Raw genomic sequence first — 15598 nt, 5'->3', positions numbered from 1 at the left:
TCAGCCGAAGATCGACGTCAAGGCAGGCGCCACATCGTGATGATCCCGGATCAGGCGGCATCGTCCCCGGCCGATGGTCGCGAGGTCCCGGCCCAGGTCCACGTCGTCCTCCCCTGAGGTGTCGAGCAGGACGTCCAGACGTGGCAGTCGCGCCGCGACACCGCGCGGATCAGGACCCGCATTGTGGACGCAGTCGCTGAGCAGCAGTACCCGCGCATCCGCCGGTGGCACCCCGGCCAGCTCCCGCGCCGCCACCTCGAGAGCGAACGCGACGTTGGTCAGTCCCTGGGTCGGCAATGTCAGCAACTGATCGAGCACGGTCTCCGCGCTGACCCGCTCCCCCAACCGAACCAGGACCGCGGCATCTGACCAAAAGGCCACCACCGCAACATCATCACGGGCGAGTTCACCGACCATCGCGCCGACCGTCGCCGCCGCGGTGCGCACCTGCTCACCTTTGGTTGACCCCGAGATGTCGACAACCAGAACGATCGAGCGGCGGTTACGGACCCGTTCACGAACCAGGATGTCGTCGTCGGTGGGCAACGGATTACCGGCGATCGCCACCAGCGTCGCATCCAGATCGATCTCGTCGGTACCACCGCGCCAACGCATCGTGGTCAGCGCGCCGGTACTGGCCCGCCGGGCGCGACGTTGCCGCATCGGCTGCGCCAGCGCCAACCTCCGAGCAATTTGCTTGGCCCGCCGCCTACCGATCTCGTCGACGACCGAAACACTGTCGGAGTCCACCAGATCACCCTCGTCGTCGGTGGCACCCGGCGCTGACGAACCGGGCAACTGCATCGGCTTACCGCGCTCTGTTCCCTTGGGGATCAACGTGAATCCGCCACCTCCGGCCGACGGCTTGAGCAGTGCGGGTTCCTCGTCGAGAACCTTGGGTTTACGACGCAACGGCCGCATGTGCGCGCGATCCCGGCCGTGATCACTCTTCGACCGCCGCGACAGCGGGCTATCGGCCGCAACTGCTCTTCAACCCGGTTCGGCAGCCGCCGGAATCAGGATGAAATGGTCCTGCCAGATCTCGCGCAACACCGCTTCCGGCGTCTCGAAGGCGGTGTCGTCAAGGTGGATTCGCCCGGACAACGCCACCAACATCGCGTCGAGCATTGTGTTCGTGTAACCCTCCGGCAGGCCCCTCGGCGGCTCCACCGAGTCCACCGCGGGCAGCGTGATCCCACGCATCTGCGCCAGTTCCGACGCCAGCAACGCAACGTCGATGGCACCACGCACACTGCTCCCCTGGCGGATGTCGTCGCGCTCGCGGGTGGCCCGCGTGACCGCAACGGCATCGGCAACCACCCGAGCCGAATCGATTCCGGTTCGGCGCTTCACGATTTCGCGTTCAGCCACAGCGTCTTGATAGGTCACCACCAGTCGGCACATCCGGTCGTGCACGGACGTCGACAACCGGGTGGTGCCGATGTTGTCGTAAGGATTCATCGACGCCACCACGCGGAACGTCGGGAGCGCCTTCACGCTGCCCACCCGAGGGATCGTGATGACCCGTTCCGCCATGGCTGTGAGCAACGTGTTGAGTGTGTCCTCCGGCGCCCGGTTGAATTCCTCTATGTACAGGAACCCGCCCGTCCGCATCGCCTCGATGAGAGGGCCCTCGACAAAGTTGTCCGCCGAGTAGTCCTCCCGCAGAACCCGCGCAGGATTGTGATGTCCCACAAGCCGACTCGGGGTCAGATCGGCATTGCCCTCCACGAACACCAGCGGGATGTCCCACTCCGCCGTGATGGTTCCCAGCAACGTCGACTTCGAGGTCCCGGGAGGACCTTCGAGCATCAGGTCCCGTCCGGCCGACACCGCTGCCAGCAACAGGTCGACCTCACGCTCGCGTCCCACCACCTGCTCGGCGATCCTGGCCCGGATCTGAGCGGTTGCGGCCACATCTACGAGAGCTCTTGTCATGCCATCAATCTAAGGTCGACGGGCACCGACGACAAGGGACGCTGTACGCAGCTCAGCTGCCATCGCTTTCGGGCCACGTAGGTGAGACCATGGCACACAGCCATACAAACCCCGGGGGGAACGTCATGGAACAAGCGACGATAGACAAGGGCGGGAGACCGGCCACGACCAGCGCTCGCAAACTGGCGGCCGCCGCACAGGAGCTTTTCATCGCCCAGGGTTTCGAGCGCACCAGCGTCGAGGACATCGCCGCCGCAGTCGGTGTCAGCCGCCGAACATTCTTCCGATACTTCCCAACCAAAGCCGATGTGCTCTGGGCTGAATCGGATGCCGAAATCGACCGCCTGAACGCCTTCCTCGCCGCCGACGAAGGCATCTACCCACCACGCGAGGTGCTCGAATCGGCAGTCGTTGCGGCACTGCTGTGTCGCCCTGCCGATGAGCGATGGGCCAGGCACCGCGCCCAACTGATCCTCACCGTGCCTGCAGTCCACACCCAGGCCGCCAGGATGTACGGCAGGATCCACGAGTCGGTGATCGCATTTCTGGAGCGGCGCGGCATCTGGCCCGCGAACGAATTGGCGGCGCTGACGTTTGCCCACGCGACAACCGCCGCCATCATGGCCGCGCACGAATACTGGATAGCGCACCCCGAAACCACACTCGCCGATTGTCTTCGGTCGACGATCAGGCTGCTGGTCCCGGTGGATCCGGGATCGGAGTGGACCACACAGCTTCCGGCCACCGTGCCGTCGATCTGTATGTCCAGGGAACCAGCCATTCACTCCGGGTGGTGAGATCCGCAGGCGAACCCGGGTCTCCGGTCGACCCCGGTCTCGGCCCCTGAGGGGGCCGAGAGCCTCGATCGACCCCCTGAAATATCACCGCATGTGGGCACCCGACACGCACATATCGTGACCGAGGTCACATTCTTCGCATTGCTAAATGTCTGACCTGCGACGGGTCTCGATCCTGCAACGCACCCCCCGGCGGTCGATCACGGAACGATAACGAAGGGGGCCAATTCTGGTGTAGCGTCGGCGCGGACTCAACGGGCGAACGCCCCCTACAGGAGGTTCATCGTCTTGGGTAAGCATTCGGCACCAAAGACGTCGACCCTGAAAACGAAGTGGCGCTCGCCGTACGCGCTGGCCACCCTTGTCCCCATCGGACTGATCACCGCAGTAGCCGGTGCCCATGCGGGTCAGCAGATAACGGGCGAACCGACGAAGCAGGTGGCCGACAGTGCCGCATCGGCCGCGGTGAGATCGGCATCGACCACCGAATCAGTGACACCTGCGGCAACCCCGGTCGTCGAGCAGGTCACCACTGAAACCGAACCGGCCCCCGCGACCGCACCCGAAGTGGTCCCGGCGAGTGTGACCAGTGGCCAGATCCCCCGCATCAACTACGAGGCGTATCACGCCGCCGGTTCGAAGCTGGCGAAGGAACTTCCCGGCTGCGGTGTCTCGTGGCAGCTGATCGCCGGAATCGGCCGCGTCGAATCGACCCACGCCAACAACGGTAAAGCCGATCCGACGGGCCTCCTGGAGACGCCCATCCTCGGTCCGGTGCTGGACGGCAGCCTGGCAGGCAACAACGTCATCCACGACACCGACGGCGGCAAACTCGACGGAAACCCCTACTACGACCGCGCGGTAGGACCGATGCAGTTCCTTCCAGAAACCTGGAATCACTACGCCGCAGACGGAAACGGCGACGGCGTCGCCGACCCCCAGAACCTCTTTGACGCGGCCCTGACCACTGGCCACTACCTCTGCGACGACGGTCTCGACCTCCGGGATCCGGCCCAGGTCGTCAAAGCCGTCCTGCGTTACAACAACTCGATGGACTACGTGTCCAAGGTGCGTGGCTGGGCCGAGGGCTACTGATTCGAAGGTGCCGGCCAGGCCGCAGGTGTGGTCGTCTCTCGCGGCAGGGTCAGCAGCGTGACGACACTGACGATGATGAGCAGGATCGCGCCGACAATGAGGAACGTGGTGACCGCGGCGCCCGGCAGGAACAGCACGACGATGCCGGCGATGAGTGAGATCACGCCGGACCCGATGAGGAACCATTTGGGCGCGTACAGGGCACCGCCGAGTCCGGCGGCGATCTCCTGAATCCCCTGGAAGATCCACGAGATACCGATCACGATGGCCAGCAAGACCAGTGATTCAGCCGGGTTGAACAGGCACACGATGCCCGCGATCAAGATGATCGCACCCATGAGCCCGAGGAAGAACCGCAGCCCGGTTGGCAGCAGCTTTGCCGAGAAGGCCATGGTCAGGCGGTAGATGCCGGTGAAGATCAGGGTGATCCCGAAGAGGACCGCAACCACGACAAGTGTGGGCTCGGGCCAGATGAGGGCCACGATGCCGATGATGATCCCGATGGCCGCGGTGGCGATGAGCCCGGCCCGCACCGCATTGCGCAGCTGATCGGGAAACGACTGGGTGACAACAATGTTCGTCATGGGTGGAACTTACCCCGCGAAACTCCTGGTGACGCGGTAATTCAGGGCAAGTCTGTGCCATCCGGCCGGAGCCCGGCAAGGAAGATGGCCAGTACTCGCGGGATCAATACATCAACCGTGGTGTTGCCCGCCACCATCGGGTCGGCCTCCAGCGACGGTTGGGGCCGGGTGATCAATGCCAGTCCGGCGAAGAAGTCGAGCTCTGTGAGATCCTTGCGCACAACACCTTTGGCCTTGGCCCGAGTGAGAACCTCGCCCAGCATGGCAAGGTTTGCGTGACGTTCGTCGATCAGATGCTGCGGCAACACGTCGACATCGCGGACGATGATCGGTATCAGCGAGCCCAATCGCAGTGACACGAACATTCCACTGAGCCTTACCAGCGCCTCTGCCGGATTCGCGTCGACGTCCTCGATCAACGCTTCGAGGGTCGCGCGGGCCCGGACCAATCCGTCCTCCAACAACGCGACTTTCAGGTCGTGGCGAGTTGGGAAGTTCCGGTAGAGGGTGGCAATACCGACCCCGGCACGTTCGGCAATCGCCTCGAGTGGCACGTCGTAGCCGACTTCCGCGAACATCTCCCGTCCGGCGTCCATCAATCTGGCCCGCCGCTGCACCGCATCCGCCCTCACTTAGACGCCCCCTTCCTCGCGACACCGCATTTGACAGCAGATTCTATACGGAGGAATATCCTCCATATCAAGTGGAGGATATTCCTCCACATATGACAGGTGGAGGGTTCCCATGAACCGCAAGATCGTAGGGGCGATGATCGGACTGGCCGGGGTGCTGGCACTGATCTCGCTCGCTTTTGTCCTGCCGATGAAAAACTCTGGAGCACAAGATCTTCCGATCGGTATAGCCGGACCGGTGACGGCGAGCACGCCCATCGAGAATGGATTGCGGGCACAGTCCGCGGACACATTCGATCTCCGCCACTACGACTCGGTCGACGAGCTCCGGACCGGCATCGAGGACCGGGAGGTTGTCGGTGGCATCGCCGTCACCGCCACTGGGCCGACGACGGTGTTCGTGACATCGGCGGGCGGAGCACAGATCGCCCAGACCCTGCGGGCCGTGGCAACCGCGATATCGACGGCGAGCGGTGTGGCGGTGCCGGTCGAAGATGTCGTCGCCACCACGGCGGACGATCCGCAGGGCACCGGCATCGCCGGGCTGGCACTGCCACTGGTGCTCGGCGGCATCATCCCCGCCGTCGCCTTCAGCAAACTCCTTCCGGGAAAACCTCGCCATCAGGGTGCGGCCGCGGTCGGCATGGCAGTTCTCGCCGGATTCGCGCTCGGACTGATCCTGCGGTTTGCCGTCGGCACATTCGACAGCAACTTCGTCGCGGTATCGCTCGGGATCGCGCTCGGGATGTCTGCGATCAGCCTGACCCTGCTCGGACTGGCCGCCAATGTCGGCATGGTCGGATTCGGCGCCGGGGCAGTCGTCATGATGATTGTCGGCAATCCGTTGTCGGGCATCGCGACGAGCCCGTATTGGCTGCCTTCGGGGTGGGCCGAACTCGGCCAACTGCTACCCCCGGGCGCATCGGGAACGCTCCTTCGTTCGCTTGCCTTCTTCGACGGCCACGGCGGCATCCACGCAGTGATCGTGCTGTTGTGCTGGACCGCGATCGGTGCAGGCCTGATACTCCTCGCGCACAAGCGGACTCCGTCCGCCGACGACGAGACATTCGGCGCCCTCGCCACGGTCGATTCCGGAGTCTCCCCAGAGCCAACAAAAGCGAGCCCTCGCTCGGTACAGTGAGTCGAAAGGCCTCAACTTAGGAACACCGATGCCCACTCGGCACAACCAACTGACCCAAATCGACAGCAGAACATACGCTTTCATGCACCTACCCGGCGGATGGGGGCAGACCAACACCGGGTTGGTGGTGGGCGACGACGCAGCGATGGTGATCGACACGGTCTGGGACCGTGGCCGGGCGCAGGCCAACGTCGAAGCGTGGTCGTCGGTGAGCGATGTCCCGATCACCGAAGCGGTCAACACCCACTCCGACGGTGACCACTGGTGGGGCAACAACACACTTCCCGAAACGACACGCATCACAACGTCGGTGGCCGCGCTGGCTGCGATGAAAGATGACACACCACCGGGGGCGGTGGCCTCGTTCGCCTCGATCGGCAAGCTGAGCCGGTCGATACCCGGTCCGGCAGGACATCTCGGCCGATACATGCATCAGGTGACGGGCGGCGCCGACCTACCCAAGCGGCTACCGCGGCTGCCCGACCACACCTTTTCCGACACCGAAGACATCAAGGTCGGGGGCCGCGTCGCTCATCTACGTAACTTCGGGCCTGCGCACACACCCGGGGATCTCATCGTCCACATCCGCGACACCGGTGTCGTCTTCACCGGCGATCTCTTGTTCATCGGCACCACCCCGGTGATCTGGCATGGGCCGCTGGTTAATTGGATAACCGCAATCGACCATCTACTCCAACTCGACGGCGCGACGTACGTTCCCGGACACGGCCCGATCTGCGGTCGCGCCGAGATCGAGCTGTTGCGCGACTACTGGATGTGGTTGTCGCAGGCCGCCCGTGACAACCACGCCGCCGGGCGGGCACCACTGGCAGCGGCCCGTGAATTGATCCGTTCCCCCGAGTTCGTCCCCTTCTCGCAATGGGGCTCTCCCGAACGCATCGTGCTGAATCTCAGCACTTTCTACCGATTGTTCGATGGCGCGCAGCCCGCGCCGCCCACCATCGTTCGCCGGGCCCGGGCCTTTGCCGACGCCGGCAAACTCCAGCACGCCATGCAGTCATGAAGATCCGCCGCCTACCCGGGCCCTCGTCACTGGCGATCCTGCACGAGCCGTCGGGGCACTGGATCAGTCTGCGCGCCGCACTGGGGGCCCGGGACGGACTCGAAGAACTCACGCATCTGCAGTCAAATCTGTTGGCACTCCTGGCTGCCGGCGTGCAATCCCGCGCCAAGATCATCGACATCGTCGATCAGGCCGCGAATGCGGGTATCGGGATCTCCATTGATCCGCCACCGGCCATCCCCTACTACCCCAGCTCGTTACGCTGCTTTCTCGGGTGGGAAGAACACTGGATCAAGGCCGCACACGGCCTGGTCCAACGCAACCTCCCCGTCAGTCGGCCGATCATCCGGACCTATGAACGCTTGACGCGCAGGGTCTTTCCACTGCTACGACCGGGTGCCGCATTCTACGATCACCCCGTCTATTACACCGGCAATCATCTGACGGTGATCGGTGACGGTGAACCGATGCCTTGGCCCGCCTACACCACCGAACTCGACTACGAACTCGAGTTCGGCATGATCATCGCCCATCCCGTTCGCGATGCCACGCCCAAAGCTGCGGCTGCCGCGATTGGTGGATTTGTGGTGTTCAACGACTTCAGTGCACGCGACGTGCAGTGGGACGAGCATCGGCGCGGCGTGTTCGGACCCGTGGTGAAAACCAAAACCTTTGGTAGCTCTATCGGTTCGGTGGTGGTCACCGCCGACGAGATCCTGCCCAAGATCGACCGACTCACCGCCTCGGTCCGCGTCAACGGCGAGTTGTGGTCAGCCACCAGCACTCACGGATTGCGTTACAGCCCAGGTGAAGTCGTCGCCTGGGCCAGTCAGTCAGAGAATCTGCACGCCGGTGAACTGATCACCTCCGGCACCTTGCCGTCGGGATGCGGCCTCGAACTCGACCGCTGGATCCGCCCGGGCGATGAGGTGGCCCTGACGATCGACGGGATCGGTTCGGTGACCAACACGGTGGCATACCCGGGCTGAGACGGATCAGTCCGGTGAAGACCTACTCGGGCAACCAGTGCCGTCCGTGTTCCGGTTCGGGCTTGTCCAGTGGCAGGCGGTTGCTGCTGTTGCTGTCGTTGTTCTTGCTGTTGTCACCGGTCGGCCTGGTGGACAGCATCACCGCAACCGCGGTGGTCAGCGGAACCGACAGTGCAATCGCGATACCACCGACAAAGCTTCGGGCAAGTTCGATCGCCACCAATTCGGTGGTCATCAAGGTCCCGAGAGTCTGACCGGAGACCGAGAACAGCAGCAACAGCGGAAGTGTGCTGCCTGCGTATGCGAACACCAGCGTGTACACGGTGCTCGCGATGTGGTCTCGGCCCACCCGCATCGCGGCAGTGAAGGTCTGCAACCGATTGCCACCGTCGGCCGCGGAGAGCTCGAACACCGCCGACGCCTGGGTGATGGTCACGTCGTTGAGCACACCGAGCGCACCGATGATGAATCCCGCCAACAGGATTCCGTTCACCGAGATGGCGTTGTTGTAGATCTGCAGATTGATCGTCTGCTCCTGCGAGATGCCGGAGATGTGCATCGTCTCGATGGCCAGCCAGGACAGAAAACCTGCCAACAGAAGTGACGCCAGGGTTCCGAGCAACGCCGCACTGGTCCGCAGACTCAGGCCGTGCGCGAGATAGATGACCACGAACAAGATCGCCGCCGACGACACGATCGCCACCGCGACCGGCGACTTTCCGTCCAGCATCGCGGGCAGCGTGAATCCGAAGAGCACCGCGAAGGCGAAGACGAGTCCGATCACCGACCGCAGTCCCCGCCACGAGGCCACCAGGACGATCGCAAACACGAACACCAACGCCCACACGATGATCGACGTCGAGCGGCCGTAGTCGAAGAACGAATAGGTGTCGGTCCCGTCGACACCGGCCGAACGCGACAGCTTGATGTTGTCGCCGACCTTCAGGTCCGGTTGACCGGGCAACGGCTGCGCAAGCTGCTGCGCCGTGAGCTCATCACTGCCCGAATCCTGCGCGATCCCGGCCTGCACCCGATGCGTCGGGACTTCGATCAGTGTGTTGGCGCCCTCATTGGGCCCCGACGTCAGCCGCACGGTGTTCTGGATGCACGGACCGTCGTTGACGGACGCGACCGCCGCATCGCCTGCGAACACCTGCCCGGACTGCCGATTGAGGCAATCGGAGGTGGCCTGTGCCACCACCTGCCCCGATTCGACCTGGATGGAGCCACCACCGACCGACTGGAAGTTCACCGGGATGTCGTGATCCCGGTCGCCGGGCCAGAGCAGGACGAGTCCGAGGACAACCGCGATCGCGGATGCGACCAGCAGCCCGATGACCACCTTCGCCACGTTCGGATGCAGGTCCACCGGGCCCAGCTGGTGGTGATGATGTTGGTGCGACTCGTCGCGACGAGAGGGTCGGCTCACCCGGTCACCCTAGTGGTCGCGCCCACGCGTTCGCCGAACGTCACGTCTTGGGTTCGATCCGGCTCGTCGACAGACGAGGCCTACCGTCCCCGGCGAGATCGGGCCTACCGTGGAAATGGCTCATCCATATACCACAAGAAAGGAATATGTCACCATGAAACGCTCATTCTCCGTCGCAGCGGCAGCAATCCCCGTGGTGACGGCGGGTCTCATCGGAGGGACCTCCGCCCCAGCGCAAGCCGAACCAACGCCGATCTCCTGCACGCACGCCTGGTCCGACAAGGACACTGGCAAAGGCACCGCCAAGTCGAACAATGCGGTGTTACGCACCGGACCGGACAACACCTGCAACGTCGTCACCGGTGTTCCGGGGGGTGTCTTCCTGGACTTCGACTGCTACATCATCAACGCCGCAGGCAAGAAGTTCGTACACGTCCAGTTCGACGACGCCCACAAGCAGGGCTGGATTTCACACGTCTACCTCAACACCAGCAGCAACACGCGCTGCTGACCTGAGTCGGGCCCCGACCGGCGGTCCGGCGTCGACCACCTCATCGACAACCTCATCTCAGGGAGCGGATATCGGTGAATCGCCGCAGCGAGACACCGGATACGCCAGAGTGAACGTGTGCTCGATGAAATGCAGCGCGAGGCCACCGAGCTCTTCGAAGCCGGTGAATACGAACATGCGCTTGCGGAATTCTCGGTTCTGAAAGAGATCCGCTGCCGCCGTGAAGGTCCTTATTCACTGAAATGCCTCTCGAACCTGCATGCCGTGATCCGGTGCCAGGTACGGCTGGGGCTCTGGGCCGAATGCGAACCGCAGTGCCGCGAACTACTCGCGAAGTACACATTCACCCACGGACCGATCGACCCCGACACCCTCGACGTCGTCGAACACATGGCGCGAACCCTGGACGGCCTCGGACGTCCCGACGAGGCCGCCGAACTGTGCGAGCGCGCCGCTGACTCACTGACCGCCGACGGCCAACACCGCAAGGCGCTGTCCTTCCGCGACGCCGTCGTCCGCTATCAGGCAGAAACCACGAAACCCGCAGCTCACTGACACCCCCGCCCAGGCACCCCGGGTTGAGCTGTTCCGCGGGTCCGATGCTTAGATACAAGTTGTGTCTAAGGAGTTGTCCGCCTCGGAGCGCGCATATCAACAGGTGAAAGGCCAGATCCTGGCCGGAACGCTGGCCGGCGGTGAGCTGATCAGCGAAGGCGAGATCGCCACCACGCTCGGAACCTCTCGCACCCCGGTCCGCGAAGCGTTTCTGCGCCTCGAGACCGAGGGCTGGATGAAGCTCTATCCGAAGCGGGGTGCCCTGATCGTGCCGGTTCCCGTCGACGAGGCCGAGCACGTCATCACCGCGCGGTTTGTCGTCGAGACCGCTGCCGTGCGGATGCTCGCCTCTCGCGATCGCGCATCCCTGGTCGCAGATCTCCGCAATGCACTCGACAGGCAGGCCGCTCACGCCGACGCCGATGAGGTCGACGAGTTCACCATCGCCGATGCCGCATTTCATCGCATGTTCGTCGAGGCTGCAGGCAACCCGCTACTGGAAGGCTTCTACGACACCCTCCGGGATCGTCAGCTCCGCATGACGAGTACTTCCGTCCAACGTGATCGCGCCCAGATGCAGCGGATCATGTCCCACCACACCGAGCTCACCGAACTCATCGAAGCCGGCGACGCCGATGGATTCGCGAGATCATTGGCCGCGCATCTGAGTGCGGTCCACGATCTCCGGACGCCGCTGCCTCCCGACGGCACGCCGTCATGAGGGACTGGCGCGGAGTCTCCGCGGCAATGTTTGCAATCGCCTGGGGTGGAAACGAATTCACGCCCCTATTGGTGTTCTACAAGCATGAGTACGAGATGGCCGGTCCGACTGTCGACGTCTTGCTCTTTGCCTACGTGGTCGGCATGGTGCCCGCGCTACTGATCGGCGGCCCACTCTCCGACCGGTTCGGCCGCCGTCCTCTGATGCGTCCGGCCGCATTCATCGCCGCCGCCGGATCACTGGTACTGGCACTGGCATCGGACTCCGTCCCACTGCTCACCGTCGGCCGCATCCTCAGCGGCATCGCCATCGGACTGGCGATGGCGGTCGGCACCAGCTGGCTCAAGGAACTCTCCAGTCCCCCATTCGATCCCGCCGGCACCGGTAACGACGGCCGCCGGGCCGCGATGAGCCTGACCGCAGGTTTCGGCATCGGAGCGGCCTTCGCCGGAACGATGGCGCAGTGGGGTCCATGGCCACACTGCTCGTCGTACGTGGTGAACGCAGCGGTCTGCCTCATCGCCGCGGCCTGGATGTGGTCGGTGCCGGAAACGCGACGTCCAGCAACAGAGAAGACGCGGCTGCGCCACGACCTGCGGATCCCGTCGCTCCGAGATCGCCGGTTCCTGCTGGTCGTGGTCCCGCTGGCGCCGTGGGTGTTCGGGACCGCCATCGGATGCCAGGCGATCCTGCCGACCCTGATCGCGCCCGAGGTCGATGCGGCTCCGATGGCTTTTGCGGCATTGATCTCGGCAGTCACACTGACGTGCGGCTTCACCATCCAATCGGCCGGTCGCCGGATCGACCGGCCCGATTCGGCCCGGGCCAGCCAGGTGGCATTGCTCCTGATGATCGTCGGGATGGGCGCGGCCGCACTGGCGGCAGCGCTGCTGACCATCTGGGCGGTACTGATCGCGTCGGTGATCCTGGGTGCCGGGTACGGCATCGCACTGGTCGCCGGACTCTCCGAGGTCCAGCGCATCGCCGGCAAACGCGACCTCGCCGGCCTCACCGCGGTTTACTACGCACTCACCTATCTGGGGTTCGCCATCCCCGCGACCCTCGCCTACCTGCACGAATACATTCCGGCGGTCACGTATCCACAGATGTTCGGATTCGGGGCGATCGCCGCGACACTCACTCTGGCGACGATCACGCGCCAGTCCCGCAAGAACCCGCCGCCGGTGGTCCCCGATACCCAGGGCAACGAGATCTCCGCAGGTCTGCAACTATCAAATGGTGTCTGACCCGAGCTACTTCACCCTCGACGCCGACGGCGCCACGCTGATCCCGACAACATGGGCGCGAAGCGCATGGGGTCCGAACTCATTGAACGGTCCCGCAGTCTGCGCCGCCGCGGCCCACGCCCTCGAACGCGACTACGCCGATCCCGACTTCGTGCCCTCACGCATGACGATCGACTTGTTCAAGTCGGCACGCAACGAGCCCACGGTGGTCAACACCCGCAAGGTCCGGTCCGGTCACCGGATCGTCGTCGCCGACGCCGAGGTGATGCAGGGCGAGACGATGGTGGCCCGGGCATCCGTCGTGTTCCTGCGCCGGTCGGCCCCTCCGCCCGGAAACGAGTGGCGTCCCGAGTCCACCTTCACACCGCCGGAAAACGCCTTCGACAACAAACCCCGTCACCCGTACGTGCAAACCGACGGCAGCGCATGGACCCAGAGCATCGGCGGGCACCAGAACGTCGCACGGAAGCGGGCCTGGAGCACCGGCATGGGTGTGCTTCCCGGAGAACCGTGTTCACGCCTCGTCCACGCCGTCCAGTGCGCCGAGTCGACAAGCCTTGTCACCAATCTGGGTACCGAAGGCATCGGCTACATCAACTGCGACCTCACCATGGCGTTGTCGCGGATACCCGAGGGACACGAACTCGGCATCGAGGCCGACACCCACATCACGGCGGACGGGATCTCCGTCGGAACCGCAACGCTGTATGACCGAAAAGGACCATTCGGAACCGGTATGGTCACCGCAGTCAGCAATGCTGCGGCGCAGATCGACTTCTCGGCGCGCAAGGGACTGCTGTAGGACCGAAAGGCGCGATCCATGGAGACGCTGACGCTGGAAACCGGAGTTGTCCTTGGCTGCAAGCGCGTCGGCGAAGGTCCCACCATCCTGCTCAACGGCGGGCTCGGGATGCCGTCGCTCGTGTGGGACATCTGCGGGCTCGTCGACTCACTGGTCGGCGCCGGATTCAGCGTGATCTCCTACCACGGCCGGGGACTGGCACCCTCGTCCGCGCCACCCTCGCCGTATTCCGTCGCCGACCTCGCCGACGACGCCTGCGGTCTCCTCGACCACTTTGACGTCCCGCAGGCGATGGTTGTCGGATTCTCGATGGGCTGCTACACAACTCAGATGATGCTGCGCACTCGACCCGAATTGATCAGTGCGGCAGTATTTTTCGCCGGCCTACAACCGAGTCCGATCGGCGCCCTGGTCGGCGAGATGGAACTGGCCCTCATCGAGCAGATCGGTGAGATTCCGCGCGCGGTACTGGTTTTCGAACAACTCATGACCACGTTGCACACCACACTCCTACAAGATCCGCACACGGTGGCCGGCTGGCGTGACGCGCTAACCAACTCCGATGGCGGCTGGACGAGCCCGGAGGGATTTGCCGGCCAACTCACCGCCTCGCATGAATGGATCAAGGCCGGTGAACCGATCGCCGAGCATCTGGCCGCGATCGACATCCCCACCCTGGTTCTCGCTTTCGAACACGACGTGTTCTTCCCGCCGGAGCAGAGCGAGGCAACCGCGCGACTGATCCCGGGCTCGCAGTTCGCCCAGATCGACGGGGCCGGCCACGGCGGGCTGTTCACCGGACCGGGCGACAGTGTCGAGCGCATCACCGAGTTCTGCACCCACCAACGCTGAGTCAATTCAGAGCGGCTGACCATCCCACTCGTGGTCGTGCATGAACCCTTCGGCCAGACCCACCCGGTACCGCACCGAGTCCCGGAGGATGTTTCCCAGCGCAAACGGAATACCCAGAAATGGCCCGATGTCGTCCCTACGGGTGATGATCTCGTCGGTGTTCCGGAAATCCCGTAAGAAGCCGCGCAAGGTGTTTCCTTCGAGCGCCGACTTGCGCCAGCCATAGAGCAGCATTCCGGGGCCGACCATCTTCCGGACACCCACATCGGGGGTGATGACCTCCTCGTTCTCACCGAAGAACGCGAGGTCGACACGGTTGTGCGGCTCGAACATGAGGATCCCGCTGGTAGAACGCGGATTGCATTCGATGGTGAACAGAACGCCCGACGAATCTTCGATGAAATCGAATCCGATTTGTCCGGTGAAATTTGTTTCTTTCACCCTCTTGGTCACCCACTCTGTGATTCCAGGGTGCTCAACCGACTCATAGGTAAGGCATGAGTGCCCATCAATCGCATAACGAACCGGATAAATCGCGTGCGCGTAAATCCGCCCCTCATGACAGATCGAATACGTGCAATATTTGTTGCCTTTGAGCCACTCCTGGGCCAGCCACGGATTGTCTGGGTCGAATTCGAGACCTTCCGGCATTTGCCCCGGTGTCACTTTGTACACCTGCTGCGAACCCCGCGAGTAGACCTGCTTCAGCGCAAAGGGCTTGTCAAAATCCAGCGCTGCGAACTCTTCCGCAGATCGCACCTGTGCGTACTTCAGTGTCGGAACACCGAGGGCATCGAGCAGGACCTGGTACTCAAACTTGTTGTGCAGCCGGTACTCGGTCTCGAAATCCGACAACAGCAGACGACATTCCGGCGGGAACTGATCACGCGCCATCGCCAGGAAGTCGGTCTCCTCGTGCACCGGTATGACCATGTCGATGGATTCGGATCGAACCAGTCGCGCAATTTCCGCGACATACTCTTTCCGCTCAAATTTCGGCCGTGGTACCCGAAATACTTTTTGCACCGAATTGGAGAAACGAGTGATCGGGAATGGCACCGAATCGGCGATGTACACATCGTGCCCACCGGCATTCATCAATCTCGCAAGATCGAGTGTGAGAAACGACCGACCAAACGTTATGAGGACCTTTTTACCGCTACGATCGGACATCGAACCTCGCAGGGAAACCGGGAAATGGCTGCACTCGCAGCATGGTAGCTTAAAATTCGCTGCATAACAGTCGCATGGTGTATGCCGCCGTGCTGCGAGGGAGAGGTG

The 15598-nt window shown here is 63.5% G+C and carries 17 protein-coding genes; 11 read left to right on the top strand and 6 right to left on the bottom strand.

From position 1 onward, the window contains the following. Positions 1-921, bottom strand: a complete 921-nt coding sequence (locus AC1TPF_RS05795) for a vWA domain-containing protein (protein WP_482136071.1) — start codon at positions 919-921, stop codon at positions 1-3. A 69-nt stretch (positions 922-990) separates the two neighbouring features. Next, positions 991-1938 (bottom strand): AAA family ATPase, encoded by a 948-nt coding sequence (locus tag AC1TPF_RS05790; protein ID WP_482136072.1) that lies wholly within the window; start codon positions 1936-1938, stop codon positions 991-993. A 125-nt stretch (positions 1939-2063) separates the two neighbouring features. Here AC1TPF_RS05790 and AC1TPF_RS05785 point away from each other — a divergent pair, with 125 nt between their 5' ends. Both AC1TPF_RS05785 and AC1TPF_RS05780 read left to right on the top strand, forming a co-directional pair. Continuing rightward, complete coding sequence (locus AC1TPF_RS05785; protein ID WP_482136073.1) at positions 2064-2735, top strand: acyl-CoA-like ligand-binding transcription factor; 672 nt, start codon at positions 2064-2066, stop codon at positions 2733-2735. A 288-nt stretch (positions 2736-3023) separates the two neighbouring features. Continuing rightward, positions 3024-3830, top strand: coding sequence for a lytic transglycosylase domain-containing protein (locus AC1TPF_RS05780; RefSeq protein WP_482136074.1), 807 nt, complete (start codon positions 3024-3026; stop codon positions 3828-3830). Here AC1TPF_RS05780 and AC1TPF_RS05775 read toward each other — a convergent pair. Beyond that, on the bottom strand, positions 3824-4414 hold the full coding sequence (locus AC1TPF_RS05775; protein ID WP_482136075.1) for an HdeD family acid-resistance protein: 591 nt from the start codon (positions 4412-4414) through the stop codon (positions 3824-3826). The two genes, AC1TPF_RS05780 and AC1TPF_RS05775, sit on opposite strands and share 7 nt — an antisense overlap. Positions 4415-4455: 41 nt before the next feature. Beyond that, positions 4456-5046, bottom strand: a complete 591-nt coding sequence (locus AC1TPF_RS05770) for a TetR/AcrR family transcriptional regulator (protein WP_482136076.1) — start codon at positions 5044-5046, stop codon at positions 4456-4458. A 112-nt stretch (positions 5047-5158) separates the two neighbouring features. Here AC1TPF_RS05770 and AC1TPF_RS05765 point away from each other — a divergent pair, with 112 nt between their 5' ends. Genes AC1TPF_RS05765 through AC1TPF_RS05755 form a run of 3 tightly spaced genes read left to right on the top strand, consistent with a single transcriptional unit; the run spans position 5159 to position 8200 of the window. After that, positions 5159-6187 carry an ABC transporter permease gene (locus tag AC1TPF_RS05765; RefSeq protein ID WP_482136077.1) on the top strand — a complete coding sequence of 343 codons (1029 nt, stop codon included), beginning with the start codon at positions 5159-5161 and terminating at the stop codon, positions 6185-6187. 28 nt (positions 6188-6215) lie between these two features. Then, positions 6216-7211, top strand: a complete 996-nt coding sequence (locus AC1TPF_RS05760; protein WP_482136078.1) for an MBL fold metallo-hydrolase — start codon at positions 6216-6218, stop codon at positions 7209-7211. Further along, positions 7208-8200 carry a fumarylacetoacetate hydrolase family protein gene (locus AC1TPF_RS05755; protein WP_482136079.1) on the top strand — a complete coding sequence of 331 codons (993 nt, stop codon included), beginning with the start codon at positions 7208-7210 and terminating at the stop codon, positions 8198-8200. Before AC1TPF_RS05760 ends, AC1TPF_RS05755 begins: the two co-directional genes overlap by 4 nt. Before the next feature lie 22 nt (positions 8201-8222). Here the strand turns inward: AC1TPF_RS05755 and AC1TPF_RS05750 are convergent, their stop codons facing one another. After that, the gene (locus AC1TPF_RS05750; protein WP_482136080.1) at positions 8223-9629 is read right to left on the bottom strand and encodes a YibE/F family protein; all 1407 of its coding nucleotides are present in this window, start codon (positions 9627-9629) and stop codon (positions 8223-8225) included. Positions 9630-9783: 154 nt separating this feature from the next. Between AC1TPF_RS05750 and AC1TPF_RS05745 the strand changes: the two genes are divergently transcribed. The 6 genes from AC1TPF_RS05745 to AC1TPF_RS05720 all read left to right on the top strand — a co-directional run bounded on the left by AC1TPF_RS05745 (position 9784) and on the right by AC1TPF_RS05720 (position 14317). Continuing rightward, on the top strand, positions 9784-10140 hold the full coding sequence (locus AC1TPF_RS05745) for an SH3 domain-containing protein (RefSeq protein WP_482136081.1): 357 nt from the start codon (positions 9784-9786) through the stop codon (positions 10138-10140). A gap of 117 nt (positions 10141-10257) precedes the next feature. Further along, positions 10258-10695, top strand: coding sequence for a hypothetical protein (locus AC1TPF_RS05740; RefSeq protein WP_482143050.1), 438 nt, complete (start codon positions 10258-10260; stop codon positions 10693-10695). A gap of 61 nt (positions 10696-10756) precedes the next feature. Beyond that, positions 10757-11416, top strand: coding sequence for a GntR family transcriptional regulator (locus AC1TPF_RS05735; protein ID WP_482143048.1), 660 nt, complete (start codon positions 10757-10759; stop codon positions 11414-11416). Then, the gene (locus AC1TPF_RS05730; protein WP_482143046.1) at positions 11413-12663 is read left to right on the top strand and encodes an MFS transporter; all 1251 of its coding nucleotides are present in this window, start codon (positions 11413-11415) and stop codon (positions 12661-12663) included. The genes AC1TPF_RS05735 and AC1TPF_RS05730 overlap by 4 nt, the downstream gene beginning before the upstream one ends. Then, the gene (locus tag AC1TPF_RS05725) at positions 12653-13465 is read left to right on the top strand and encodes an acyl-CoA thioesterase domain-containing protein (protein ID WP_482136085.1); all 813 of its coding nucleotides are present in this window, start codon (positions 12653-12655) and stop codon (positions 13463-13465) included. Before AC1TPF_RS05730 ends, AC1TPF_RS05725 begins: the two co-directional genes overlap by 11 nt. 18 nt (positions 13466-13483) lie before the next feature. Further along, positions 13484-14317, top strand: a complete 834-nt coding sequence (locus AC1TPF_RS05720) for an alpha/beta fold hydrolase (protein WP_482143044.1) — start codon at positions 13484-13486, stop codon at positions 14315-14317. Between the two features lie 6 nt (positions 14318-14323). Here AC1TPF_RS05720 and AC1TPF_RS05715 read toward each other — a convergent pair whose 3' ends face one another. Beyond that, on the bottom strand, positions 14324-15490 hold the full coding sequence (locus AC1TPF_RS05715; protein ID WP_482137273.1) for an ATP-grasp domain-containing protein: 1167 nt from the start codon (positions 15488-15490) through the stop codon (positions 14324-14326). Positions 15491-15598 lie beyond the last annotated feature (108 nt).

The organism is Williamsia sp. Y853 (genome assembly GCF_056786495.1).
This window is presented reverse-complemented; position numbering and strand designations above follow the sequence as displayed.